The sequence below is a fragment of the Neptunomonas sp. genome (genome assembly GCF_041601355.1).
GTDB lineage: Bacteria > Pseudomonadota > Gammaproteobacteria > Pseudomonadales > Balneatricaceae > Neptunomonas.
In genome coordinates, this window is sequence record NZ_JBFIIH010000025.1 from 1 (window position 1) to 26,353 (window position 26,353).

Annotated in this window: 29 protein-coding genes; 6 read left to right on the plus strand and 23 right to left on the minus strand. The window is 47.5% G+C overall.

Features of this window, described 5'->3' with window-relative positions:
• The 6 genes from ABY436_RS05950 to murJ all read right to left on the minus strand — a co-directional run.
• The coding region (locus tag ABY436_RS05950) for a GspH/FimT family pseudopilin (protein WP_372738104.1) at positions 1–333 on the minus strand (333 nt) is incomplete at its 3' end.
• Positions 334–764: 431 nt separating this feature from the next.
• Positions 765–1,208, minus strand: a complete 444-nt coding sequence (locus ABY436_RS05955; RefSeq protein ID WP_372738105.1) for a peptidylprolyl isomerase — start codon at positions 1,206–1,208, stop codon at positions 765–767.
• A complete protein-coding gene (gene lspA / locus ABY436_RS05960; RefSeq protein WP_372738106.1) occupies positions 1,201–1,749 on the minus strand; it encodes a signal peptidase II in 549 nt (182 codons plus the stop codon). Before lspA ends, ABY436_RS05955 begins: the two co-directional genes overlap by 8 nt.
• Positions 1,750–1,753: 4 nt before the next feature.
• Entirely contained in the window at positions 1,754–4,585 is a 2,832-nt protein-coding gene (gene ileS, locus ABY436_RS05965; protein WP_372738107.1) for an isoleucine--tRNA ligase, read from the minus strand.
• A gap of 15 nt (positions 4,586–4,600) precedes the next feature.
• Positions 4,601–5,533, minus strand: a complete 933-nt coding sequence (gene ribF, locus ABY436_RS05970; protein ID WP_372738108.1) for a bifunctional riboflavin kinase/FAD synthetase — start codon at positions 5,531–5,533, stop codon at positions 4,601–4,603.
• Between the two features lie 74 nt (positions 5,534–5,607).
• Positions 5,608–7,104, minus strand: a complete 1,497-nt coding sequence (murJ, locus tag ABY436_RS05975; RefSeq protein WP_372738130.1) for a murein biosynthesis integral membrane protein MurJ — start codon at positions 7,102–7,104, stop codon at positions 5,608–5,610.
• Positions 7,105–7,337: 233 nt separating this feature from the next.
• Here murJ and rpsT point away from each other — a divergent pair, with 233 nt between their 5' ends.
• Positions 7,338–7,601: a 30S ribosomal protein S20 gene (gene rpsT, locus ABY436_RS05980; protein ID WP_372738109.1), complete on the plus strand. Its 264-nt coding sequence runs from the start codon at positions 7,338–7,340 to the stop codon at positions 7,599–7,601.
• 135 nt (positions 7,602–7,736) lie between these two features.
• Here the strand turns inward: rpsT and proB are convergent, their stop codons facing one another.
• The 4 genes from proB to rplU form a co-directional block, all read right to left on the minus strand.
• Positions 7,737–8,840 carry a glutamate 5-kinase gene (gene proB / locus ABY436_RS05985; RefSeq protein WP_372738131.1) on the minus strand — a complete coding sequence of 368 codons (1,104 nt, stop codon included), beginning with the start codon at positions 8,838–8,840 and terminating at the stop codon, positions 7,737–7,739.
• 42 nt (positions 8,841–8,882) lie between these two features.
• Positions 8,883–10,091, minus strand: coding sequence for an Obg family GTPase CgtA (gene cgtA / locus ABY436_RS05990; protein ID WP_372738110.1), 1,209 nt, complete (start codon positions 10,089–10,091; stop codon positions 8,883–8,885).
• A 104-nt stretch (positions 10,092–10,195) separates the two neighbouring features.
• The gene (gene rpmA / locus ABY436_RS05995) at positions 10,196–10,453 is read right to left on the minus strand and encodes a 50S ribosomal protein L27 (protein ID WP_090730251.1); all 258 of its coding nucleotides are present in this window, start codon (positions 10,451–10,453) and stop codon (positions 10,196–10,198) included.
• A 23-nt stretch (positions 10,454–10,476) separates the two neighbouring features.
• On the minus strand, positions 10,477–10,788 hold the full coding sequence (rplU, locus tag ABY436_RS06000) for a 50S ribosomal protein L21 (protein WP_372738111.1): 312 nt from the start codon (positions 10,786–10,788) through the stop codon (positions 10,477–10,479).
• Between the two features lie 225 nt (positions 10,789–11,013).
• On the opposite strand from rplU, the gene ispB reads away from it, so the two are divergent.
• From ispB to fabB, 3 genes are all read left to right on the plus strand, one after another.
• Positions 11,014–11,982, plus strand: coding sequence for an octaprenyl diphosphate synthase (gene ispB, locus ABY436_RS06005; protein ID WP_372738112.1), 969 nt, complete (start codon positions 11,014–11,016; stop codon positions 11,980–11,982).
• A gap of 205 nt (positions 11,983–12,187) precedes the next feature.
• Positions 12,188–12,703, plus strand: a complete 516-nt coding sequence (gene fabA, locus ABY436_RS06010) for a 3-hydroxyacyl-[acyl-carrier-protein] dehydratase FabA (RefSeq protein WP_090730242.1) — start codon at positions 12,188–12,190, stop codon at positions 12,701–12,703.
• 111 nt (positions 12,704–12,814) lie between these two features.
• Entirely contained in the window at positions 12,815–14,032 is a 1,218-nt protein-coding gene (fabB, locus tag ABY436_RS06015) for a beta-ketoacyl-ACP synthase I (protein ID WP_372738113.1), read from the plus strand.
• A gap of 89 nt (positions 14,033–14,121) precedes the next feature.
• Here the strand turns inward: fabB and ABY436_RS06020 are convergent, their stop codons facing one another.
• The 5 genes from ABY436_RS06020 to glp form a co-directional block, all read right to left on the minus strand.
• The gene (locus tag ABY436_RS06020; RefSeq protein WP_372738114.1) at positions 14,122–14,880 is read right to left on the minus strand and encodes a lysophospholipid acyltransferase family protein; all 759 of its coding nucleotides are present in this window, start codon (positions 14,878–14,880) and stop codon (positions 14,122–14,124) included.
• 3 nt (positions 14,881–14,883) lie between these two features.
• Positions 14,884–15,141 carry a molybdopterin converting factor subunit 1 gene (gene moaD, locus ABY436_RS06025; RefSeq protein WP_372738115.1) on the minus strand — a complete coding sequence of 86 codons (258 nt, stop codon included), beginning with the start codon at positions 15,139–15,141 and terminating at the stop codon, positions 14,884–14,886.
• The gene (moaC, locus tag ABY436_RS06030) at positions 15,138–15,620 is read right to left on the minus strand and encodes a cyclic pyranopterin monophosphate synthase MoaC (protein ID WP_372738116.1); all 483 of its coding nucleotides are present in this window, start codon (positions 15,618–15,620) and stop codon (positions 15,138–15,140) included. The genes moaD and moaC overlap by 4 nt, the downstream gene beginning before the upstream one ends.
• Entirely contained in the window at positions 15,613–16,743 is a 1,131-nt protein-coding gene (locus ABY436_RS06035; protein ID WP_372738117.1) for a 1-acyl-sn-glycerol-3-phosphate acyltransferase, read from the minus strand. Before ABY436_RS06035 ends, moaC begins: the two co-directional genes overlap by 8 nt.
• A gap of 65 nt (positions 16,744–16,808) precedes the next feature.
• On the minus strand, positions 16,809–18,026 hold the full coding sequence (glp, locus tag ABY436_RS06040; protein WP_372738118.1) for a gephyrin-like molybdotransferase Glp: 1,218 nt from the start codon (positions 18,024–18,026) through the stop codon (positions 16,809–16,811).
• 117 nt (positions 18,027–18,143) lie between these two features.
• On the opposite strand from glp, the gene ABY436_RS06045 reads away from it, so the two are divergent.
• Positions 18,144–18,530, plus strand: coding sequence for a SirB2 family protein (locus ABY436_RS06045; RefSeq protein WP_372738119.1), 387 nt, complete (start codon positions 18,144–18,146; stop codon positions 18,528–18,530).
• Here ABY436_RS06045 and rfbD read toward each other — a convergent pair.
• A complete protein-coding gene (gene rfbD / locus ABY436_RS06050) occupies positions 18,527–19,462 on the minus strand; it encodes a dTDP-4-dehydrorhamnose reductase (protein ID WP_372738120.1) in 936 nt (311 codons plus the stop codon). The genes ABY436_RS06045 and rfbD overlap by 4 nt on opposite strands.
• 153 nt (positions 19,463–19,615) lie before the next feature.
• Positions 19,616–20,146 (minus strand): single-stranded DNA-binding protein, encoded by a 531-nt coding sequence (gene ssb / locus ABY436_RS06055; RefSeq protein WP_372738121.1) that lies wholly within the window; start codon positions 20,144–20,146, stop codon positions 19,616–19,618.
• A 202-nt stretch (positions 20,147–20,348) separates the two neighbouring features.
• Between ssb and uvrA the strand changes: the two genes are divergently transcribed.
• Complete coding sequence (gene uvrA / locus ABY436_RS06060; RefSeq protein WP_372738122.1) at positions 20,349–23,177, plus strand: excinuclease ABC subunit UvrA; 2,829 nt, start codon at positions 20,349–20,351, stop codon at positions 23,175–23,177.
• Positions 23,178–23,230: 53 nt separating this feature from the next.
• Here the strand turns inward: uvrA and rplQ are convergent, their stop codons facing one another.
• The 6 genes from rplQ to rpmJ form a co-directional block, all read right to left on the minus strand.
• On the minus strand, positions 23,231–23,623 hold the full coding sequence (gene rplQ / locus ABY436_RS06065; protein ID WP_090730222.1) for a 50S ribosomal protein L17: 393 nt from the start codon (positions 23,621–23,623) through the stop codon (positions 23,231–23,233).
• A gap of 39 nt (positions 23,624–23,662) precedes the next feature.
• The gene (rpoA, locus tag ABY436_RS06070; RefSeq protein ID WP_090730220.1) at positions 23,663–24,667 is read right to left on the minus strand and encodes a DNA-directed RNA polymerase subunit alpha; all 1,005 of its coding nucleotides are present in this window, start codon (positions 24,665–24,667) and stop codon (positions 23,663–23,665) included.
• 26 nt (positions 24,668–24,693) lie between these two features.
• Complete coding sequence (gene rpsD, locus ABY436_RS06075; protein ID WP_090730219.1) at positions 24,694–25,314, minus strand: 30S ribosomal protein S4; 621 nt, start codon at positions 25,312–25,314, stop codon at positions 24,694–24,696.
• Positions 25,315–25,329: 15 nt separating this feature from the next.
• Positions 25,330–25,719, minus strand: a complete 390-nt coding sequence (gene rpsK / locus ABY436_RS06080) for a 30S ribosomal protein S11 (RefSeq protein WP_028470372.1) — start codon at positions 25,717–25,719, stop codon at positions 25,330–25,332.
• A gap of 25 nt (positions 25,720–25,744) precedes the next feature.
• Positions 25,745–26,101, minus strand: a complete 357-nt coding sequence (gene rpsM / locus ABY436_RS06085; RefSeq protein WP_090730217.1) for a 30S ribosomal protein S13 — start codon at positions 26,099–26,101, stop codon at positions 25,745–25,747.
• 131 nt (positions 26,102–26,232) lie between these two features.
• The gene (gene rpmJ, locus ABY436_RS06090; RefSeq protein WP_007021200.1) at positions 26,233–26,349 is read right to left on the minus strand and encodes a 50S ribosomal protein L36; all 117 of its coding nucleotides are present in this window, start codon (positions 26,347–26,349) and stop codon (positions 26,233–26,235) included.
• Positions 26,350–26,353 lie beyond the last annotated feature (4 nt).

A 26,353-nucleotide genomic window follows, 5' to 3' on the forward strand; every position in this document is an offset into this window, starting at 1 on the left:
CGTTTGAGCAATCACGGCACCCGCATCCGGTGCATCCCAAACCTGCAAAGTCGCTCCAGCATTTTGCTGGACAATCCAGCCTACGCTCCAGTCGAGTGGCGCCGCCATACAGGTTGCGCCATCACTACTGGGACAAAGATTCACCAAGACATTTCTTTTTACTGCCTCACTACGTGCCACATTCAATGCAATAACAATGCTATTGGCTAAAGCAGCTGAGCGGCTATTCTGAATCATGTTCATAAAATTAGGGATGGCTATACTGATCAATATCACTAAAACAGCCAAAGTCACCATTAATTCAACGAGTGTAAAACCAAGGTTTCGCTTCATATAATTTTATATTTATCTGTACTGGAGCATTAACAATCCGTTGTCTTGGCTAATCTTCTTTCCATGAAGATTTCATTCAAATTCAAATTCAAATACATAAAATTCTACTGTTTACTGACTGTACAAAATCTAAACACAGCAACAATATTAGTATAGGCTAAAAAATGAATGTGGCCATTTCCGGCAGAAAGTAAAAAAACAGCAGAGGGTTTCTGGAATGAGGAGGGAAGACAATCCTTGTCTAAGTTATATAGCTGCCGATAAAAGCTAAGAGGCTTTTCAAGTACCTTTTTAAGGCAGTACTGTTAAGGCAGTACTGTTAAGGCAGCACTTTTAAGGCAGTACTGTTAAGGCAGCACTGTTAAGGCAGCACTGTTAAGGCAGCACTGTTAAAGCAGCACTGTTAAAGCACTGCGGTTAAAGCAGCTCTATTAAATCACTTCAAGTATTTCGACTTCAAACTCCAGGGTTTTGCCTGCGAGTGGATGATTGAAATCAACAGCAACATTTTTTTCATCAAATGAAACAACGACACCCGGCAGTTCGCCACTGGCATCCTGAAAGCCGACAACCAAACCTGATTCAAGCTCCATATCAGCAAAGTTTTCACGCCCTACTTTCTGAATATTACTCGGATTAGGCATACCAAATCCGTGCTCAGGCGTAATTAAAAAGGTTTCGCGATCACCTGCTTTCAGGCCAAAAATTGCGGCTTCAAATCCAGCTAACATATTGCCGTCGCCAATAGTGAAAGTCGCCGGCTGACCCTTAAAATTACTGTCCACCACATCACCACTCTGTAACCTTATTTCAAAGTGTAATGTGATGGTTTTTTCAGGACCTATTTGCAGTTGGTCAATTATTTGCTCAGTCATGTTTTTCTCCGTCGGGATACTCTTCAGGCTCACCATTAGCATCTTCATTCTGTTTTTCCAAAAACAGCATATCAATAATCATAATGGCAGCACCAAGCGTAATAGCACTATCCGCTAAATTAAACGCCGGAAAGAAGCTTGTCTGATAATAGACAGATATGAAATCGACAACATAACCCAACAAAATACGGTCATGCAGATTTCCCAATGCACCGCCAAGTATCAGAGCCAAGCCCATACCCAGCCACCACTGACGCTTATCGGTACGTTTCAACCAGACAACCAGCACACCACTAATCAACACGGCAATAACAACAAATAACCAACGCTGCCAACCGCCTGCTTCAGATAAAAAACTAAATGCCGCACCCGTGTTATAGAGCAACGTCATATCCAATCCGCTGAATAGTGAATGTGGCACACCATAATCCAGCCATTGCTGTGCCAATTTCTTACTCAGCAGATCAGCGGCTAACACAAATACAGTTAGCCACAACCATTTTAAGGAACCCAACGTGCTTCCTGTTACCTGTTTCGTCATATTATTAAGCGAATTTCCGCGCCTCACCCACACCATATACATTATCTACGCAACGATTACACAACTCCGGATGGTCGGCATGCGCACCCACATCTTCGCGGTGATGCCAGCAGCGCTCACACTTCACATGCGCAGATGCTTTCAACGCAACCTTCATTCCATCTAGTTCGGTTTCACGTGCCCCTTCAGCTTCACTGAGAGGTTTCAGCACCGCCTCTGATGTAATCAGGACGAAGCGCAGCTCATCACCCAACTGCTGCAGGTCAGCCATAATGCTGTCATTCGCATACAGAGTAGCTTCCGTAGATAAGGATGCTTTCACCAGTTTTTCGTTACGCGCTTCTTCCAATACTTTGTTGACTGCACTTTTTACAGCGAAGATCCGAACCCAGTAATCCCGGTCAAAAGCAACGTTGGCATCCAGCTCAAACAAGCCTTCATACCAGGTTTCAAAGAAGATGCTTTCGCTCTTACCCTGACCCGGCAATGCAGCGTAGATCTCTTCTGCAGTAAAGCTGAGGATCGGCGCAATCCAGCGCGTAAGCGCCTGTGCTATATGATACAGCGCTGTCTGACAAGAGTGGCGCACCAGACTGTCGGCTTTAGTGGTGTACTGGCGATCCTTGATAATATCCAGATAGAAACCACCTAATTCCTGAACACAGAAATGGTGTACCTGCTGATAAACATCCAAAAAGCGATAACTGGCGTATGACTCTTTGACTTTCTCTTGTAAGCGAGCAGTGGCATCAACAGCCCAGCGATCCAGTGCCAGCATATTTTCTGGTGCCACCAGATCCGTCACCGGATCGAAACCATTCAGATTGGCCAGCAGGAATCGGGATGTATTCCGGATACGACGATAGGAGTCGGCTGTACGCTGCAGGATCTGCTTTGATACTGCCATTTCACCTGAGTAATCGGTTGAAGCTACCCATAAACGCAGAATATCCGCACCTAAGGTATCCGTCACTTCTTGTGGAACGACCGTATTACCCAATGATTTAGACATTTTATAGCCCTTCTCATCAACGGTAAAACCGTGGGTAAGAAGCTCTTTATACGGCGCATGACCATCAATCGCACAACCTGTCAGCAAGGATGAATGGAACCATCCTCGATGCTGGTCTGAGCCTTCCAGATACAGATCAGCACGCGGGCCACTATCATGCCCCATTGGATGAGAACCACGCATCACATGCCAGTGTGTCGTACCTGAGTCGAACCATACATCTAATGTATCGGTTACTTTGTCATATAGATCAGCGTCGTCACCCAGCAGCTCAGCGGAGTCCAGCTTAAACCAGGCCTCAATACCCTCCTGCTCAACACGCAAGGCCACTTGCTCGATCAGTGCAACCGTATCCTCATGTAGCTCACCTGTTTCTTTATTCAGAAAAAACGGGATCGGCACACCCCAGTTACGCTGACGCGAGATACACCAGTCGGGACGATTAGCGATCATGCTGTGCAAGCGAGGTTTGCCCCAACCAGGTACAAACTGAGTTTTTTCGATCGCGTCCAGCGCACTCTCGCGTAATGTCGTGCCAGATTTGGGTTGCTTGTCCATACCAACAAACCACTGCGCTGTCGCACGGTAGATCAATGGCGTTTTATGTCGCCAGCAATGCATATAGCTGTGGCTGATAGTTTTATGCGTCAGCAAACGCTGATTTTCTTGTAGCTTTTCGACAATTTTAGGATTGGCATCCCAGATGGATAAACCACCAAAGTCTTCCAGATCGTCAATATAAACACCATCAGCTTTCACCAGGCTCAATATCTGGTCAAATTCCATGCCGTAGCTACGACAAGTTACGAAGTCATCTACGCCGTAGGCTGGTGAAGAGTGCACGATACCCGTACCGGCATCCAACGCCACATAATCAGCCAAATAGATCGGAGACTCACGATCATACAGCGGGTGCTTAAAAGCGATGTGCTCTAGTGTTGCACCCATTGTTTTAGCCACAACACGGCCTTGCAACTCATAGCGCTGCAAACAACTTTCAACTAACTCTGCTGCCAACAGCAAAAAACGGTCGCCCACATCCACCAGCGCATATTCAAACTCAGGATGAACATTCATCGCCTGGTTAGCAGGAATTGTCCAGGGTGTTGTCGTCCAGATAACAGAAAAAGCCGGCTTATCCAACGCACTCAAACCGAACGCAGCCGCTAATTTATCCGCTGCTGTACATTCGAAAGCGACATCGATGGCTGACGATTTTTTATCCGCATATTCCACTTCCGCCTCAGCCAGCGCTGAACCGCAATCAAAACACCAGTTAACCGGCTTCAGGCCTTTAAAAACGTAGCCGCCTTCTACCATTTTTCCTAAAGCGCGGATCTCTCCCGCTTCATTGGCAAAATCCATTGTTTTGTATGGATTAGCCCAATCACCAAACACACCCAAGCGAATAAAGTCATTTTTCTGACCTTCAATCTGCTCATGCGCATAGCTGCGGCATAGTTCGCGGGTTTTATCTGCGCCCATGTTCTTGCCGTGAGTGACTTCCACCTTGTGCTCGATAGGCAAACCATGGCAATCCCAACCAGGCACATAAGGCGCATCAAAGCCGCTGAGCGTTTTAGATTTAACGATAATATCTTTCAATACTTTGTTAACAGCGTGGCCAAGATGAATGTTGCCATTCGCGTAGGGAGGTCCATCATGCAAAACAAACGTAGGCCGGCCTGCACTTATTTCACGAATCTTCTGGTATAACCCCATATCCTGCCATTTCTTCAGCATATCGGGCTCACGCTTCGCCAGATTACCTCTCATTGGGAATTCTGTATCCGGCAGATTCAATGTCGCTTTATAGTCGGTCATCACATTTATTCCAGATCATTTAGGCTGAGCAAAATAGGTTTGCGCCACCTCTATATCATTAAAAATTTGTTTGCGGAGCTGTTCGAGCCCATCAAACTTCTGTTCTTTTCGCAGGAATTTTTCAAACTCCACACTGAGCAACTGCCCATAAAGATCACCGTCAAAACCTAACAGGTGAACTTCTAAAACCGGATGAGTGCCATTGACTGTAGGGCGCATCCCAATATTGCACACGCCTTGCCCCACAAGCTGCTGACCACGATACATTGTGACCGCATAAACGCCTCTCAATGGCGCGATAAACCGATGCATACGGATATTCGCTGTAGGTACGCCTAGCTGGCGCCCGAGTTTCTGACCATGCATAACTCGCCCGGCTATACAGTAGCGGCGCCCCAACAGGCGCTCAGCCAGGTCAAAATCGTTTTGCTCCAACGCCTGCCTGACCCGCGAGCTACTCACCCGCTCAGCATCAACAGTGAAGGTTTCGGTATTAACAACGCTGAAACCATACTGCTGTCCTACGGACTTGAGCATCTGATAGTCACCGGCACGATCGCAACCAAAACGGAAATCATCACCCACTACGAAATGCTTTACATCCAGCCCTTTCAATAACAAATTTTCAACGAACTCGGCGGCCGTCATTTTCTGTAACTGAGCGTTGAATGCCAGGCACAAAACCCGGTCAACTCCCTGAGCCCGCAATAGTCGGACTTTTTCACCAAAACGAGTCAATCTTGACGGCACATTATCACCACCAAAAAACTCCCGAGGCTGCGGTTCGAAGATAATAACGGTAGTAGGCAAGTCCAACTGCCGTGCTTTGGCCTTAACCTGCTCCAAAACACGCATATGCCCAAGATGGACGCCATCAAAATTACCAATGGTTGCCACACATCCACGGTGTTTTTCTCGTAAATTATGCAGCCCGCGAATCAATTCCATCGAATTTAATACAACCTGAATAAAAACGCAGAATTATAGCTCAGTTAGTGCACAACGAGTACTGCAAATTCGAATTAGGCCCGAATATGTGTCAATCGAAGTCCCGCCAACAGCAATACGCCAAAGTAAGCAGCGGCACCGCCAACGACAACAATCAACATATGCTGGACTCGCATCCATACATCACCCGCCATCCAGACACTGGCTGCAGGGCTATACCAGACAATCACCGCCGCTAACGCCAGCACTGCCAAAAACAAGCGAACCAACAGCACAGCCCAACCCGGCTGCCAAATAAACACACCTTCGCGCAGCAAGCCTCGCAACAAAAGGCCCGCATTTAAAAAAGCGGATAGCGCCGTCGCCATCGCCAGGCCAACATGCTGAAAATGCCAAATCAATAACAGGTTCAGGACCATATTCGCCACCATCGCCTGAACTGCTATTTTCACCGGCGTTTTCATATCCTGGCGCGAAAAATATCCGGGAGCCAATACCTTAATCAACATAAAAGCTAATAACCCGCAGGAATACGCCCGCAAACTCATCGCCGACATAGCCACATCTCTTTCTGTCAACGCACCGTATTTAAACAAGGTAATAATCAGCGGCTCAGCCAGCAGAATCAGCGCCACCGCAGAAGGCAACCCAATCAACAAAATCATACGCACTGCCCAGTCCAGAGTATGCGCGAACTCTTTTGCCGAACGACTCGCATGTTTACGCGCAAGACTGGGCAAAATGACCGTCGATATCGCTATCCCAAAAACACCTAGCGGCAACTCAGTCAAGCGATCCGAATAATAGAGCCACGAGACACTCCCCGTCTGTAAAAAAGATGCCAGCACTGTATCTAAAAGAAGATTTATCTGTGCAACCGACACGCCGAATAAAGCAGGGATCATCAACTTAAGAATACGTTGAACACCTTCATCCTGCCATCCGAACACAGGTCTTGGCAGCAACTTCAGATGCATTAAAAACGGAAACTGAAATACCAACTGCAACACACCCGCTATAAACACCCCCCAGGCTAACGCCACAACGGGTTCGTCAAACATCGGGCTGAGAAATACAGCGGACCCAATCAAGCTGACATTCAACAACACTGGCGTAAATGCCGGGATAGCAAAACGGCCATAAGTATTCAGAATAGCTCCCGCAAAAGCGGTTAAAGAAATAAGTAACAAGTAAGGAAAAGTGATGCGCAGCATCTCAGATGCAAGCTCAAACTTAGCACTGTGATTCATATAGAATCCCGGAGCAAAAATGGCCGTCAGCACAGGCGCAGCCAACACTGCCACGATACTAATCACCAACAGAATAAGCCCCAGCGTTCCAGCCACCCTATCGACCAGACGTTTTACCGCCTCATGATCCTGCTGTGTCTGATACTCCGATAAAACAGGCACAAACGCTTGCGAGAAAGCCCCCTCTGCAAACAAACGACGCAAAAAATTAGGAATTTTGAACGCCACAAAAAACGCATCAGCACTACCACTGGCACCAAAATACCCGGCAATAACAACATCCCGAACTAAACCTAAAATACGAGACAGCATCGTCATCATGCCGACGACACCGCTGGAGCGTAACAACCCGCTCCGCTTTTTAACCCCTTCTGCAGCGCCTCTATTCACAATCCACCTTCATACGACGGCCATATACGCCACGCATCTTATCTATTTTATAATAAACTTTCTTCTCTTTATTGACAGCAGGCCCAGAAACATGAATAATCTTGCGTCTCAAATTCTGGTGATTTACCAGATAGAAATTAACCCTACTTGAAAGGAGCCGGATTGTGGCCAACTCCGCAGGATCCCGTAAACGCGCTCGCCAGTCGGAGAAACGTCGTCAGCATAATGCTAGCCTCCGCTCCATGGTTCGAACGTACATCAAAAAAGTTGCTGCTGCTATTGCAAGCGGTGACAAAGCTGCTGCAACTGAAGCATTGAAAGTTGCCCAGCCATTCATGGACGCTTCTGTTAATAAAGGCATTTTTGAGAAAAACAAAATTGCCCGCAGCAAAAGCCGCATGAACACACGCATCAAGGCTATGGCTTAATCTCCATCGCCCATTAAAAAAACCGGCTTCTGCCGGTTTTTTTGTGCCTGAATTCTGGTAATTTTTATGCCTGCATTTTGATCAAAAACAGACACCAAAGCAGAACTAAACAAAACCCAAAAGCGCCGAAAAGCTTCAAGCCAGCACCAGATTATCCCTGTGCATCAACTCCTCTTCACTGACATAGCCTAACGCCATGGATATTGCAGAGCTGGGTTTGCCGATAATTTTTCGAGCATCTTCAGCCCCATAATTAACCAAACCACGCGCAACCACCCTACCCGCTTCATCCGTGAGCAACACCATCTCGCCGCGCGTAAACCGTCCTGTCAAACTTCGAACACCCGCCGGCAACAAACTCTTACCACGCTCCGTTAAGGCCAACACAGCGCCCGCATCAAGCACCAGCGTACCCCGAGCCTGCAGATGCCCCGCCAGCCACTGCTTTCGCGCTGCCATCGGGCTACGATCAGGCACCAACAAGGTACCCAACACCTCACCCTGCTTTAAACGCAGTAGCACATCATCTTCTCGCCCACTGGCTATCAAGGTCACCGCTCCGGAGCGGGCCGCCAATTTAGCTGCCCTTACCTTGGTCGCCATTCCGCCTTGCCCCAGCCTACCACCACCGCCCGCTACCGCCACGAGCGCCTCATCCTCTGCCCGCGCCTGAGAAATCAACTCAGCCTGCGGATTAGAGCGAGGATCAGCCGTATACAAACCAAGCTGATCTGTTAGTAAAATAACCCCGTCAGCCTCAATCAGATTTGCCACTAACGCCGCCAAGGTATCATTATCACCAAAGCGAAACTCGTCAGTAACCACCGTGTCATTCTCATTCACAACCGGTACGACACCCATTTCAATCAATGTCTTCAGCGTTGCTCTGGCATTCAGATAGCGATTGCGGTTAGTTAAGTCATCGTGCGTCAGCAAAATCTGAGCAGTATGAGTAGCATGACGCTGAAAATTAGCCTCATAGGCCTGCACCAACCCCGTCTGCCCAACAGCTGCGGCCGCCTGCAACCGATTTAATTCTTTCGGCCGGGCAACCCAACCGAGCCGCGTCATCCCTTCCGCCACCGCACCAGAGGAAACCAGAACAATCTCCATCCCCTGCTGCCTCAATGCCGCCAATTGATCCACCCAGCGACTAATCGCTTCTGCATCTAATCCCTGACCATCATTGGTTAACAAAGCACTACCGATCTTAACAACCCATCGACGCGCCTTCTGCATTCTCTCTCGATTTGCTGTCACATCCACCCCTACCCGCTACACTCAGCGAACATATTCCACATCAACATCATAATCATCATCGTCGAAGTCATCATCTTCATCGATATCAATATCCTGATCGCTATCACGCTTCTTACGCATAGACTGACGTAAACGCTCAATATGCAGACGTGCCTCAGCGTCTACCAGCGCCCGGATCTCATTCTCCTCCTGCTGCAATTCAGGATCAGCAACGAATGCAGCCGCCCTTTCATCGAGGAAATTCTGCAAATCCATTGTCAGCGGCTTCACACCACCTTTATCGATAGCCGAGATGCGATAAACAGGGCCTTCCCAACCCAGCGCATCAATCACAGACTGACAGCGCTCATCCTGCTCATCTGCAGGCACCATATCCAGTTTATTTAACACCAACCAGCGAGGCTGAGCAGCCAACGTCGGACTAAACTTAGTCAACTCCTCAACTACCACTTTAGCGGATTGCTCAGGTGTCTGCTCATCCCACGGCGCCATATCAACGATATGCAACAAAACACGATTTCGAGCCAGATGCTTAAGGAAACGTATCCCCAAACCAGCACCTTCAGCCGCCCCTTCAATAATCCCAGGAATATCAGCTACTACAAAACTACGATTACGCTCCGTTCTGACAACACCCAAACTCGGCACCAAGGTGGTAAACGGATAATCCGCCACCTTAGGTGTCGCCGCTGACACTGCACGCACAAACGTCGATTTACCCGCATTTGGCAAACCCAGCAAACCCACATCAGCCAGCACTTTAAGCTCAAGCTTAAGATTACGGAACTCACCCGCACTACCATTACTGGTCTGTCGTGGCGCGCGATTCACACTACTCTTATAGCGCGTATTACCCAAGCCATGAAAACCACCTTGAGCCACTTTTTCACACTGTCCTTCAACCGTTAAATCAGCCAACACTTCATTGGTATCAATATCAATAACAGTCGTACCCACCGGCACCTTCAGAACAAGGTCTTCACCTTTATTACCCGAGCAATTACGCCCCATCCCACTCTGGCCTGTCTGCGCTTTATGCACACGCGTAAAACGAAAATCCACCAGCGTATTCAGACCAGCAACCGCCTCTAAAAAGATCGACCCGCCATCTCCGCCATCGCCACCATCAGGACCGCCCTTGGGTACATATTTTTCACGACGAAAGCTAAGACAGCCGTTACCGCCCTTACCCGCTTCTACAGTGATCGTCGCTTCATCTACAAACTTCATAACCTATCTCCCAAGAACAATCCCGCAAAGCATACCGCGAGGATTGATCAGAAACAAAAAAAGCCCCGCTGAGCGGAGCTTTTTTTCAGCAACAACGCCAGTTTTTAAGCTGGAACGATGCTGACGTATTTACGATTATTCGCGCCTTTGACTTCGAATTTAACCACACCATCTGCTTTAGCAAACAGAGTGTGATCTTTTCCTAGGCCTACGTTAGTACCTGCATGAAAATGCGTACCACGCTGACGAACAATAATGTTACCTGCGATCACGACCTGTCCACCGAAGCGCTTAACACCTAAACGCTTGGATTGTGAGTCGCGACCATTTCGAGTAGAACCACCCGCTTTCTTATGAGCCATTTTCTATCTCCCGACAACTCAGCTTATGCGCTGATTCCAGTGATTTTTACTTCAGTAAACCACTGACGGTGGCCCTGACGAGTCATGCTGTGCTTACGGCGACGGAATTTGATAATTGACACTTTAGCGCCACGACCATTCCCGATCACTTCAGCAGTAACTTTTGCGCCTTCGACAGTTGGCAAACCAACTTTAACGTCATCGCCATTACCGACCATCAAAACACGATCAAATTCAATACTGGAACCGGCTTCTGCTGTCAGCTTTTCCAGCTTCAGCGTATAACCTTCCTGTACTCGATACTGCTTTCCACCGCTTACGATTACTGCAAACATCTTTATCTCCAATTTACGCTTATCCGGCTACTAAAACGAAGCCTACTTCTAATGGACAACCCATATGGTAGGGAGCTAAGTTGGATAAGCTCAGGGCGCGAGATTTTAAAGCAATTGATCTAATAACTCAAGCAATTTACTACCCTGACTGTCAATTCTTGACACCTTGCTCCGCAAGCCCTAGCATGCGCCCTTACGTCCATTTCAATATAATAAAGTTGTCGCATGCAACCACATCAGCTAAACCCAGCCATAGAGCCACAATTCGAATCCGTAAATGATTATATAATCAATCACTTGGGATCAAATGTCCCACTGGTCGAAAAGATCGGACACTACATTGTTGAAAGTGGCGGAAAGCGATTGAGGCCATTACTGGTATTGCTTGCTGCCAATGCCTGCAATTATAAAGGCAACCATCACATATCTCTGTCAGCCGTTATTGAGTTTATCCATACAGCAACTCTGCTTCACGACGACGTAGTAGACAACTCAGACCTGCGCCGGGGAAAAGACACTGCTAATGCAAAATGGGGCAATGCACCCAGCGTTCTGGTAGGCGATTTCCTCTATTCGCGCGCTTTTCAGATCATGGTAGAGATCGGCAGCATGGACATTATGCACGTCATATCCAACACCACCAATGTGATTGCTGAAGGCGAAGTATTACAACTCTTAAACTGCCGCAACCCGGACACCACCGAAGAAGACTATATGCAAGTCATCATCGGCAAAACAGCTATGCTTTTTGAAGCCGCTACTGAAGTGGGCGCGATTTTGGCTAACGCTCCCAAAGAACATCAGGAAGCATTGCGCATTTACGGGCACCATCTGGGCATAGCTTTTCAACTGATTGACGATGTCATGGACTATCTTTCCACTGCCGAAGAGATGGGCAAAAACGCAGGTGATGATTTAGCAGAAGGGAAACCCACACTCCCCCTGATTCAGGCCATGAAAGTTGCCACAGAAGATGAGCGCCAACTCATTCGCCAAACCATTCGCAAAGGCGGACTTGAAAACCTGGAGCCTGTATTGGATATTGTAAAACGCAGCGGCGCAATTGAATACACCCAAAAAAGCGCGCTCCAGCAAGCCGATTATGCAATAGAAGCACTGTCTTCTCTGCCTGAGTCTTCCTTTAAAGAAACTCTCGAACTACTGGCTCATATTGCTGTAAACAGAAAAGCTTAATATTCTTATCACGCCATTCAACAATGTGCCCACCTGAGCTTCAGGTGGGCAGAAATGCAGATTTTCGCCGAAATAAGCCACTTTTTAGAAAATAAAAAAGCCTCTTTGAGCAATTTACCCGACTCAAACCGTGCCTAGCGTGAATCAAACCGGTATAATCAACTCATATTTTGACTCAAATTTTCTCGGGATAGACAGCCTCCTCATGACTAAAGCATCCTCTTTTGAACGCGAAGACCTGTTAAAATGCGGGCACGGCGAAATGTTTGGACCTGGCAATGCACGCCTGCCAGTAGGGAATATGTTAATGATGGATCGCATCACCAACATATCCGATGATGGCGGACAATTCGGCAAAGGTGAAATTATTGCCGAACTCGACATTAATCCAGACCTATGGTTTTTCGAATGCCACTTCCCAACGGATCCGGTTATGCCTGGCTGTTTAGGCTTAGACGCCATGTGGCAAATTGTTGGTTTCTACCTTGGCTGGAGAGGCAACAAAGGTCGTGGACGCGCACTCGGTTCCGGGGAAGTAAAATTCACCGGACAGGTATTGCCTACGGCCAAGAAAGTCACATACCATATTGAATTAAAGCGTGTTATTGAACGCAAACTGGTAATGGGCATTGCCGATGGCACTGTTTCTGTTGATGGCCGTGTAATTTATACCGCTAAAGATCTGCGCGTAGGCCTGTTCACATCGACCGACAATTTCTGATCTATTATTCAGTCTTGCCCACTTCGCTTATCAAATGCAGCGTGGGCTAAACAGGCACACTAATCCATCAACGAATAAGAAAAAAAATCCTCTTAACAGGAGATACAACATATGCGACGCGTTGTAGTGACAGGAATGGGTATCGTATCCTGCTTGGGTAACGATAAAGAAACTGTACTTGATTCATTGAAACAAGGCCGTTCTGGCATTAAGTTCCAGGAAGAGTACAAAGAATTAGGTTTTCGTAGCCATGTGGCCGGTAGCATTGATATCGACCTGGAGGCGCTAATTGATCGCAAGCTTCGTCGATTTATGGGTAATGCTGCAGCATACTCATACCTTGCAATGGACCAAGCCATTAAAGACGCACAGCTCACTGACGATCAGGTATCCAATGTTCGCACTGGATTGATTGCCGGCTCCGGCGGCGCATCTTCTGCTGATATCGTTGAAAGCGCTGATATTTTACGCGACAAAGGCGTGCGCCGCGTAGGCCCTTACAGGGTCACTCGCACCATGGGCAGCACCGTCTCAGCATGCCTTGCCACACCGTTTAAAATTAAAGGCATCAACTACTCCATTACCTCTGCCTGCGCCACCAGTGCCCACTGTATTGGTAATGCAATGGAGCAGATTCAGATGGGCAAGCAAGACATCGTTTTTGCGGGTGGCGGCGAAGAGTTGCACTGGTCTCTGACTGTGATGTTTGATGCTATGGGCGCATTGTCCAGCAAGTACAATGAAACACCAGACAAAGCATCTCGCGCCTATGACGCCAATCGTGACGGTTTCGTCATTGCAGGCGGCGCAGGCATGCTGGTTCTCGAAGAGCTGGAACACGCCAAAGCACGTGGTGCTAAAATTTATGGCGAGTTAGTCGGCTATGGTGCGACCTCCGATGGTTACGATATGGTTGCCCCGTCCGGCGAAGGCGCGATGCGCTGCATGCAACAGGCAATGGCCACCGTTGACGGTAAGATCGACTATATCAATTCCCACGGAACCTCAACACCTGCCGGAGACATACAGGAACTCAAAGCAATGAAGAACACCTTCGGTGCTGACATGCCTGCTGTAAGCTCTACCAAATCACTCACCGGACACTCCCTTGGCGCAACAGGCGCTCAGGAAGCGATCTACAGCCTACTGATGATGGAAAACGATTTCATCTGCGCATCAGCCAACATTGATGAACTCGATGCTGAAGCGGAAGGCATGCCGATTGTTACCGTGCGTAAAGATAATGTGAAGTTAGACCGTGTTATGTCCAACAGCTTTGGCTTTGGCGGCACTAACTCTACTCTGGTATTCCAGCGCTACAACGGCTAATACTTGAAGCAAAATAAAAAACCGCCAGTTGAAGTGGCGGTTTTTTTATATCTGTACTTTTATATCTGCTCACTACCGCAAGGAAAAAATCAGAGGCGCTCTTCTGACTCTACCTGTTCCATCTGCTCCATCTGCGCCAGCAACCAGCCCACAGATTCTGTATGAACCTCATCAACACTTCTGCCTACAGAAGAAACTGGCTTACCTATACGCAACTGAATGGTACCGGGATACTTAATGAAGCTCTTACCTGGCCAATAGACACCGGCATTATGAGCAATTGGAATAACGGGCACTTCAGAGCTGACCGCCAGCATCGCTCCACCTTTATTAAATTTCCCCCGATCTCCCACTGCAAGCCGGGTTCCCTGAGGAAAGATGACAATCGGTATACCTTTACCCAAGCGATCTTTTCCCTGTAACAACAGCTCTTTTAACGCACCACGCTTCTGACTTCGATCTAACGCAATCGGATCTAATAAGCCCATTGCCCAACCAAAAAATGGCATTTTTAAGAGCTCTTTCTTCAATACAATACACTGAGGACGAATCAAAACCTGAAAGTAAATAGTCTCCCATTCGCTCTGGTGGTTAGCTATCGCTACATAAGCCCCCTCTTTCGGCAAATTCTCCAGCCCTTCAATATGTAATTTCACACCACAACAAATACGTAACCACGCGATATAAAAATAATTAATCAAGGTAACAAACTTAAATCGCTGAGGAAACGGCAGCGGTCTGGCCACAACAACACACAGCAAGCTATAAACAATAGTGGCAGGATAAAATGCCATGTAATAGAAAGTCGCTCGAAGATAACCCAATACTGTTTTTTCCTGCTTTGACATCAATTAGCCGCCTGTTACCGGTGGGAAAAAAGCGATCTCATCGCCATCATTAATAGTAGTATCCGAACTGACCATCTCCTGATTCACCGCTATCAACAGATTAGGCTGCAGCAAGACACTACCCCAATGCTCACCTTTGGCTTTAACTAAGGAAACCAGCAACTGCTCGACCGTCAAGATGTCAGCACTCCACTCCCATTGCTCTTTTTCGACGCCTAACTTTTCTCGCACACTGGCAAAAAAAACGAGTGATAACATCATTTATCCTCCGATACCCAGTGACCGCTTTTACCACCTTTTTTCTCCAGCAGCTTAACGTCTGAAATCACCATACCTTTATCAACCGCTTTACACATATCATACAAGGTCAGCGCAGCGACCGATGCCGCTGTTAATGCCTCCATCTCAACTCCTGTCTGACCTGATAAGCGGCACAATGTCGTGATACAGATCGCCGATTTTTTCAAATCAGGTTGAAGCTCCACTGACACCTTGGTCAGCATCAGAGGATGACACAGCGGAATCAGATCACTGGTGCGCTTCGCCGCCTGAATACCGGCAATACGCGCCACAGCAAGTACATCACCTTTTTTATGGCCGCCAGATACAATCATCTCCAGGGTTTGCGGTAACATATGTATCTCCGCATAAGCACGAGCTTCACGGGTAGTAACAGCTTTTTCGGATACATCTACCATATGGGCATGACCCTGCTCATCCAGATGAGTCAATTTACTCACAAGCATCACCCTTTTTTAATTCCTGGTTATACACGGGATTGGCGTACATCCGTCGCATAATTTCACTTTCACGCGGACTTAACCCTCTGAAACGCTCTTCAAAAGCATCACGCTCTGCAGTTGTCGCTTTATCCGGCTGACCCGCAGCAATATAGTTGGAAGGGTGCAAGAAGTAACCTTGATGTATCTGACGATCCAGCTCGGCTGCCAACGCTTCAGGGGCATCATAGTCATCAACAATCACATCACCAAAGTGAATATGCACGGCACCCTTATATCCTGTAATGCCCTGCACAATACTTTCAATATCTTCATGCTGACCTTTTTTATATCCGCCAGTTTTCTCACGCTCGGCCAGCTCTATGGCTTTTGCTCGATCACAAGGGTCAAATTCGTAAGAAATAGAAACAGGTACAATATTCAGGCGCTTAATAGCTTCTGCAAAGCTGCGCTGCTTACGCTGACTCATATAAAACATTTTCAGAATAGCAGGGTCGGTCTTGTCATTACCATCTTTTGCCCGACCTTCCCGTTGCGCTATCCAGACAGATTCTCCTTCATGAATACTCTGGTCGATATATGCTGATAACTGAGTCACTGCAGCCAACATCTCTCTAGGCCCCTTTGACGAACGCTTAACAATAAAACTTTTATTTAAGCGCATAAGATCAGAAACGTAAGGCTTAGAGAGTAAATTATCACCTATCGCAACCCTGACCGTCGGCAGGTTGCGCTGATAGTGCGTCCAGTTAACAAAGGCCGGATCCATGGCAATATCACGATGATTCGACACAAACAGATAAGCTTCATCATCTTCCAGGGCCTCCATACCTGAGCAACTCAGACGAGTCGTCGACCTGGCAATCATTTTTGTCATATATTTAGCGACAGCCTGCTGAAACTGCCTCACAGACTGAATATCACCAAATTCGCGCGCCAGCCCGATGCGGACAAACGGCTTCAATAGTTTTGCTAACCAGGAGGGTAAAGAAGGAAACTGATAATGAGTTACCGCACCTATCAATTCATTGTCATAAAGCAAACGCTGTAATACAGCCTCGACTTCGTTATCATGATAAGGACGTATTTCTTTGAATGGGTCCTGTTGCGTATTCACTTCCATCAAGATCTCTGACCAGCTAATAAACTGCGCATTTTACCTTCTATTAGATACTAAACCCAATAATATCAGCCTAACAGCTCTGAAAACGGTATAAAGCTCACTACATCTCCTTTAACGACTACCGTATCAGGTGGGATTACAGCCAAACCATTTGCCCAACTGGCAGAAGAAAGCATGCCCGAGCTCTGATTATGGAACACCACAACCTCTCCTTTCTCTATTCTGGCCCGCAAGTACTCCTGACGCGTACCGGGTTTAGGATGATCAAAACCTGCCGGAACACTAAAAACCAGCGGCGGATCCATATTAGCACCTTGCATTCGCAGCAAAAAAGGGCGCGCCAATAAACAAAAGGTAATAAGAGCCGAAGCCGGATTCCCCGGCAAACCAAAGAAAGGAACCTGTTTCACACGACCAAACGCCAACGGTTTACCCGGCTTAATTTTTAAGCGCCAGATATCCAGCTCCCCGAGACGCTCAACCGACTGCTTAACATAATCTTCCTCTCCGACCGACACTCCACCTGTACTGATAATGCAATCGGCCTGCCTGGCAGCGCACTCAAGCGCCTCCTCGACAGCTTCAGCGCTATCGACAACAATTCCAAGATCAACAGGAACACAGCCCATCTGAATCAAAAGGGAGTTCAAAACAAAGCGATTAGCGTTGTATATCTGACCCGCGGTCAACGACTCGCCGGGATTTACCAGCTCATTTCCCGTTGACAATATTGCGACCTTTAACGGCCGATATACTGTCACACTATCCAGCCCCGTGGATGCCAACACCCCCACATCAACCGCCTGAAGACGCATACCTTTATTCAGGACCACCTGCCCCGCCTGAATATCCTGACCTTTACGCCGGACATTCTGCCCTGGCAGTACTGCGCTCCTGATAATGACATTGTCGCCATCTAATCCAACCGCTTCCTGCATCACGACAGCATCAGCCCCTTCAGGTATTTCTGCGCCGGTAAAAATTCTGGCGGCAGTACCCGCCAACAGTACAGCCGGCGCTTTTCCTGCAGGTATTCTCTGAGACACAGGCAATGACGTACCACCTTGAGCATTCAAGACGCTGCTTTGAATAGCGTAACCATCCATACTACTATTATCTGCAGGTGGAACATCTATCGCAGCTACTGGCGACTCGGCCAACACCCTGCCTACCGCATGCTCAAGATAGACCACGTCTGTTTCTGTGGGCTGCGGGGCCGTCTGCAAAAGCGCAGACAAGGCATCATCAATAGAGATCAATTCAGAATTTTGATCAACAGACATCGTTCAATCCTCGTATCATGCTTACTTATTCGCTCGCTATACTTACGCCTTAAAAGCTTGCAGTCTTAAAAGCAAGCGAGTTTAATAGGCCGCCATAATGCCCAACAGGAAAAGCTGATGTACGAATACTATCCGTTAATCAAACACCTTCACCTGACCAGCGTCACCTTAAGCATTTTATTCTTTATGGTACGCGGTGCCGGCATGCTGGTTGACGCCGAGTGGCTGCAAAAGAAACTCGTCAGAGTATTACCACATATTATCGATACAGTCCTGTTAGCCAGCGCGATCGCACTCACAATCATTCTGAGTCAATACCCCTTTGTCGCAGATTGGTTAACCGCGAAAGTCATCGGTCTGTTTCTCTATATCGGTTTTGGCACGATTGCCCTGAAACGCGGCAAAACCAAAGCCATTAGAGTCACCGCCTTTATTCTTGCATTGTGCTGCGTTGCCTACGTGCTAAGTGTTGCAATAACACATAATGCAACACCCTGGAGCTAACCCGATTTAGCTTCAGTTTTATTTTTAGTTTTATAAATCTGACGTAGCACAGCAACTAACTCGTTACGCCAGGGACGCTGCCTGATACCGAAGGTACTTAACAACTTCTTACATTTAAGTACCGAGGAGGCTGGTCGATCAACCTCAGCATGCAGCGTACGAGAAGAGACCGGAACCAGCGATGTTGTCCGTAGCTCTTCATACTGCCTTGCGGCTGCAAGTATTGCCTCGGTAAAACGATATCGGGTCGTCACTTCCGCACCACAATAATGATAAGTACCCCATGCATCAGCACCATTATGCAACTGCTTGATAATCGCCAGTATGACACGCCCGACATCCACAGCAGACGTAGGACACCCTTGTCGATCATCCGCGGTTTCAATCGCCGACAATGTACGTGCTTTGTCTAAAGTGCGAAGCAGGTAGTTATCGCCCCGAGGACTGAAAATCCAGCTAACCCGCAAAATAATATGCATGGGCTGGTACTGCCTCAAGAACTCCTCACCCTGACGCTTGCTTTCACCAAAAACACCTAATGGTGAAGCCTCATCATCTTCACTGTAACCACTGGCGTAATGCCCATCAAACAGATGATCTGTCGAAAGATGGATGAGTGGAATAGACAGGGCACCGCACTCAATAGCAAGGTTTTTCACACCCGTCGCATTTAATTGGTAACAAAACTCGGAGTCATGCTCCGCGGCATCGACATTATTAAAAGCAACCGTATTCACCACATAATCTGGCATATACAGATCCAGTGCTTCCTGAATAGACGCAGGGGAAGTAATATCAAGATGCACAGCATCTAAAGTGATCAGATCAAAATGGCTGTCCTGCTTCCCCAACATCACCAAATCATGCGCAACCTGCCCGCCACCACCGGTAACAAGAATTTTAATTGGCAACAGTTTTGTCCATTCCGTCATACTACGTTGACCCTAGTTTGAAATAGCCTGAAAACTTATTTTTACCACGCCATTCAATAGAAATGAACATAAATTTTACATAGGCAGAAACAAGAAAGCCCCAATTAATGGGGCTCTCAAGGATATTCTTTACATTATACTCTATGGTATTTGCTAGAACGGTATATCGTCATCAAAGTCATCAAAGTTAGTGGCGGGTTGTTGCGGCTGCGCAGGAGCCTGCTGTGGTTTTTGCTGTGGCGGGGCGCTCTGTGGGCGGGCCTGCTGAGGAGCTCTTTGCTGCGGCGCTGGAGCTTGCTGACTATATTCCTGATCCTGAGAATAGCCAGCATTATCGTTATTACCACTGCGACCACCTAACATCTGCATTTCACTGGCAACAATTTCAGTCGTATAACGATCCTGACCACTCTGGTCCTGCCACTTACGCGTACGCAATGAACCTTCAATATAGACCTGAGATCCCTTACGCAGATATTCGCCGGCTATCTCAGCTAATTTATTGAAAAAAACAACACGATGCCATTCAGTACGTTCCTGATTCTGACCCGTTTGCTTATCTTTCCAGGACTCACTAGTAGCCAGCGTAACATTGGTAACAGCATTTCCTGACGGCATATACCTCACCTCAGGATCGCCACCCATATTACCTACCAAGATCACTTTATTTACACCGCGCGCCATGCTTCTCTCCGTCACATAAATCAGCCCCCTAGAAAAGAGGGAAACCATTATTCATTTCTGCAAAGCATACCACAGAGAACATATGAATTTATACGCAGCACCGCAGATCCAACATATTCATTTATATGAAACAGAACACGTGGCGCTGTCGCCCCTCAGTACTTTATAATCGATCTCTTTTGTATTTCTCTCTGGAGCAAGCATGGACACTATTCTGGTTCGCGGTGCGCGCACCCACAACCTGAAAAATATTGATCTGGACATCCCGCGCGATAAGCTTGTGGTAATAACAGGCCTTTCCGGTTCTGGAAAATCATCACTGGCGTTCGATACGTTATACGCGGAGGGTCAGAGACGCTATGTTGAGTCCTTATCTACTTACGCCAGGCAATTTCTATCTATGATGGAAAAGCCGGACGTTGATCACATCGAAGGGCTATCCCCTGCTATTTCGATTGAACAAAAATCAACGTCACACAATCCGAGATCTACTGTCGGCACTATCACCGAAATTTACGATTACTTGCGCCTGCTATTTGCCCGGGCAGGCGAACCTCGATGCCCCGATCATAATTTACCGTTAGCGGCTCAAACTGTCAGCCAGATGGTGGATCAGGTACTAGCCCTGGAAGAAGGCAGCAAACTAATGCTGTTAGCACCCGTTGTACAAGGGCGCAAAGGTGAGCACTTACACACCCTTCACGACCTGAAAAAGCAGGGATTTGTCCGCGCAAGAATCAACGGTATTGTTGTCGACCTTGATAGCGCCCCAGAACTGGATAAAAATAAAAAACATTCGATTGAAGCAGTGGTCGATCGCTTCAAGGTACGAAGTGATCTGCAAATCAGGCTGGCAGAATCTTTTGAAACAGCACTGAACCTTACGGACGGTATCGCACGTATTGCTTATATGGATGGAGAAGCAACAGACCTTGTGTTTTCATCCCGCTTTGCCTGCCCGGAATGCGGCCACAGTATTCAGGAATTAGAACCACGCTTGTTTTCGTTTAATAACCCTCATGGGGCCTGCCCCAGTTGTGACGGCTTAGGTGTAAAACAATTTTTTGATGCCCATAAAGTCATTCAAGACCCTACACTCACCTTATCAGAAGGCGCCATTCGCGGCTGGGACAGAAGAACGCTTTATTACTTTCAACAACTCAAAGCTGTTGCGAAACATTACTCGTTTGATATCGATACACCTTTTGAAAACCTTTCGGCCAACCACCAAACATTAATTCTCGAAGGCACAGGAACTGAAGAGGTTCCTTTTACCTATTTAAATGATCGCGGCGATACCATTATTAAGTCGCACCCGTTCGAAGGCGTACTCAACAACCTTCAACGTCGATATAAGGAAACAGAGTCTGACATGGTCCGCGAGGACCTGGCTAAATACCTTAATATGCAGCCATGCCCATCTTGTCATGGCAGCAGACTGAGAAGAGATGCAAGGCATGTATACATAGACCAGCATACCCTACCTGATCTTGTCACCATGCCCATCGGTGCTAGCCTGGAGTATTACCAGAACCTTAAGCTTGCCGGCAAACAAGGCGAGATCGCAGACAAAATCCTTAAAGAGATTCGGTTGCGTTTATCCTTCCTGGTCAATGTAGGACTGGATTATCTGTCACTTGACCGAAAAGCAGATACGCTATCAGGCGGAGAAGCCCAACGCATACGACTTGCCAGCCAGATCGGCGCAGGTCTTGTTGGCGTTATGTACATTCTCGACGAGCCCTCGATTGGCCTTCATCAGCGTGATAATGAACGCCTACTCAAAACACTCATTCATTTACGCGATCTAGGCAATACTGTCATTGTCGTTGAGCATGACGAAGATGCGATTCGTCTCGCAGATTATGTGATAGATGTAGGACCCGGGGCAGGCGTTCACGGCGGAGAGATTGTTGCTTATGGCACCCCTGATGAAGTTATTAACAATAAAAACTCACTGACAGGACAATACCTGTCAGGCATAAAATCAATCGCCATACCTGATAAACGCCACCCATTTGATCACAGCAAAACACTAACAGTCGCCGGCGCTACGGGTAACAACCTGCAGAATGTCACCATAGAGATTCCACTGGGACTGATGACGTGTATCACCGGCGTCTCAGGATCGGGAAAATCCACACTGATTAATAACACGCTGTACCCCCTCGCAGCGACAGTTCTCAACCACGCAACAACATTAGATGCCGCCCCCTATGAGTCGATAGACGGTTTACAACATCTTGATAAAGTCATAGACATCGATCAAAGTCCGATAGGCCGAACTCCCCGCTCTAATCCAGCCACCTATACTGGAATCTTCACACCGATACGCGAACTGCTTGCCGGTACACAAGAGGCTCGCTCTCGTGGCTACAAGCCCGGGCGGTTTAGCTTCAATGTAAAAGGCGGTCGTTGTGAAGCATGCCAGGGAGATGGCGTAATCAAAGTTGAAATGCACTTTCTCGCCGATATTTACGTACCGTGCGATATCTGCAAAAGTAAGCGCTACAACCGCGAGACACTTGAGATTCAGTACAAAGGGAAAAGTATTGACGCAATACTCAACCTGACCGTAGAAGATGCAAGAGAGTTCTTCGATGCCATTCCCGCTTTGGCACGCCGCCTGCAAACACTGATTGATGTAGGTCTGTCATATATACGCCTCGGACAAGCCGCGACCACACTCTCCGGAGGTGAAGCACAACGCGTTAAACTAGCTAAAGAGCTGTCTAAAAGGGACACCGGTAAAACACTTTATATTCTGGATGAGCCAACAACAGGGCTGCATTTTCACGACATAGAGCAACTGATGACGGTACTGTCCAGACTAAGAGACCACGGCAACACAGTCGTCATTATTGAACACAATCTTGACGTAATAAAAACAGCGGACTGGATCGTCGACTTAGGGCCCGAGGGAGGCATTAACGGAGGCACTATTGTGGCGGCGGGCACACCAGAAACCGTTGCAAACGAGTGCAACTCTCATACGGGCCACTTCCTGAAACCACTGCTCGAAAAGAGATAAAGGAACAGACATAAAAAACCCGGCCAAAGCCGGGTTTTTTTTATGAAGGTAGATTAACCTTCAACATCTTCAGCTGCTGCGCCAGAAACCTTACGGTCTACTAACTCAACATAAGCCATAGGAGCGTTATCACCTGGACGATTGCCACATTTCAAAATGCGGATATATCCACCTGGACGGTTCGCATAGCGAGGTCCAAGGTCGGTGAAAAGCTTACCAACAGCTTCTTTACTACGAGTTCGGTCAAATGCCAAACGGCGGTTTGCAACCGAATCTTCTTTCGCCAGAGTAATCAGTGGCTCAGCTACGCGGCGAAGTTCTTTCGCTTTTGGCAAAGTAGTTCGGATCAGTTCATGTTCAAATAATGAGCATGCCATGTTCTTGAACATCGCTTTGCGGTGCGAGCTGGTACGATTTAAATGACGACCAGATTTACGATGACGCATTATAAATTCCTTACCAACTTGGTCAGTTAAAACCGCATCTTACGATGCGATTTTATCGTCGTTCTTCAGGCTAGCCGGAGGCCAGTTTTCAAGACGCATGCCCAAAGAAAGTCCTTTGGAAGCAAGTACATCTTTAATCTCTGTCAGCGACTTCTTACCTAGATTTGGGGTTTTCAGCAGCTCAACTTCTGTCCGCTGAATCAGATCACCAATATAGTAAATCTGTTCTGCTTTCAGACAGTTGGCAGAACGAACCGTCAATTCCAAATCATCGACTGGGCGCAACAGAATCGGATCAACTTCCGGCTCTGCTGGCTCATCCTTCGCCTGGTCAGCTGCATCTTCAAGATCAACAAAAACAGACAACTGATGTTGAAGAATTGTAGCGGCACGACGAATGCACTCTTCAGGATCAATCGTACCATTTGACTCGATATCAATAACCAGCTTATCTAGGTCAGTACGCTGCTCCACACGAGCACTTTCGACAACATAAGAAACACGGCGTACCGGACTATAAGAAGCATCCAACTGGAGACGACCAATAGCACGAGTTTCATCTTCGTCATTAGCGCGAGTGTCAGCAGGAACATAACCACGTCCGTTGGTTACCTTGAGCTGCATATTCAGAGTCGCGCCTGAGTTCAGGTGAGCAATCACGTGGTCGGGATTTGCAATCTCAGCATCCTGGTTCAACTGAATATCACCAGCTGTTACAGCACCTGAGCCTGATTTGCTCAATGTCAGAGTTGCTTCTTCGCCATTATGTAGCGTGATAGCAACGCCTTTAAGGTTCAGAAGGATCTCAATGACATCCTCCTGTACGCCTTCAATTGTGCTGTATTCATGCAAGACGCCGTCAATTTCAACTTCAGTGATGGCACAGCCAGGCATTGAAGAAAGTAAAATACGACGCAAGGCATTACCCAACGTATGACCGAAACCACGTTCAAGCGGTTCCAGGGTCACTTTAGCACGTGTGTTACTGATTTCCTGAACGTCAATATGACGAGGACTCAGAAACTCATTTACAGAACGCTGCATAGTTCCACCAATCAAGAGTTCATGAATTACTTAGAGTACAGCTCAACGATCAGCTGCTCATTGATGTCAGCTGACAATTCGCTACGCTCAGGAACGGACTTATAAACGCCTTCCATTTTGCCAGCATCAACTGAAACCCACTCAATTGGAGCACGCTGCGAAGCCAGAGTCAGAGCGCTTTTAACACGCAACTGATTTTTAGCTTTTTCACGAACTGCGACCACATCACCCGCTTGCACTTTATAAGATGCAATGTTTACAACCTGACCATTAATAGTGATCTGTCGGTGTGATACGACCTGACGAGCTTCAGCACGTGTAGACCCAAAACCCATACGATAAACTACGTTATCCAGACGACCTTCAAGCAGCTGAAGCAGGTTTTCACCTGTTGAGCCAGCCTGACGAGCGGCTTCTTTGTAGTAATTGCGGAACTGACGTTCCAGTACACCATAAATACGACGTACTTTTTGTTTTTCACGAAGCTGTAGACCGTAATCGGACAGACGACCTCGACGAGCACCATGTACACCAGGAACAGTTTCAGCTTTACACTTACTATCCAGTGCACGGACACCACTCTTCAAGAACAGGTCTGTACCTTCACGGCGTGACAGCTTGCACTTTGGCCCAAGATATCTTGCCATTATACCGTCTCCAGTTTATACGCGACGTTTTTTCGGTGGACGACAGCCGTTATGTGGAATCGGCGTGACATCAGTAATGTTTGTAATTTTGTAGCCGCAACCGTTCAGCGCACGAACTGCCGATTCACGACCAGGTCCAGGACCTTTTACAAACACGTCGAGATTTTTCAAACCATAATCCAAAGCAGCCTGGCCGGCACGCTCTGCAGCAACCTGCGCAGCGAACGGTGTACTTTTACGAGAACCACGGAAGCCGGAGCCGCCTGAAGTTGCCCATGAAAGTGCATTACCCTGGCGGTCGGTAATGGTGATAATTGTATTGTTAAAAGAAGCGTGGATATGGGCTAACCCATCTACGACTTGCTTTTTAACTTTCTTACGTGTGCGATTACCTGGCTTAGCCATATTGGAAATTCCTATCGCTTAACACTTATTTACGGATCGGCTTACGTGGACCTTTGCGCGTACGCGCGTTGGTCTTACTACGCTGCCCACGAACAGGCAGGTTACGACGATGACGAATACCACGGAAACAACCGAGATCCATGAGACGCTTAATGCTCATAGACACTTCACGGCGTAGGTCACCTTCAACTGTAAACTTGCCAACTTCACCACGAACTACATCGAGCTGCTCTTCGCTAAGCTCGGAAATCTTTGTCGCTTCGGTAATACCAGAAGTTACACAGATTTTCTTTGCAGTCGTACGGCCAATCCCATAAATGTAAGTCAGAGAAATAACCGCATGCTTATTGTCAGGAATATTGACGCCAGCTATACGGGCCATTCAACTTACTCCATCTTAAAAATGCTCTCATTGAGCAAAATTCTATAAATACGTTCATAGAAAGCGCGAGATTATACGCCTTGATTAATATTAAATCAAGACTTCGCGCTCTCTACTCCCTTTCCAGGAAATTAACCCTGGCGCTGCTTATGGCGGGGTTCCACCTTGCAGATTACACGAACCGAACCGTTGCGACGTACAATCTTGCAGTTACGACAGATCTTTTTAACAGATGCACGCACCTTCATGATC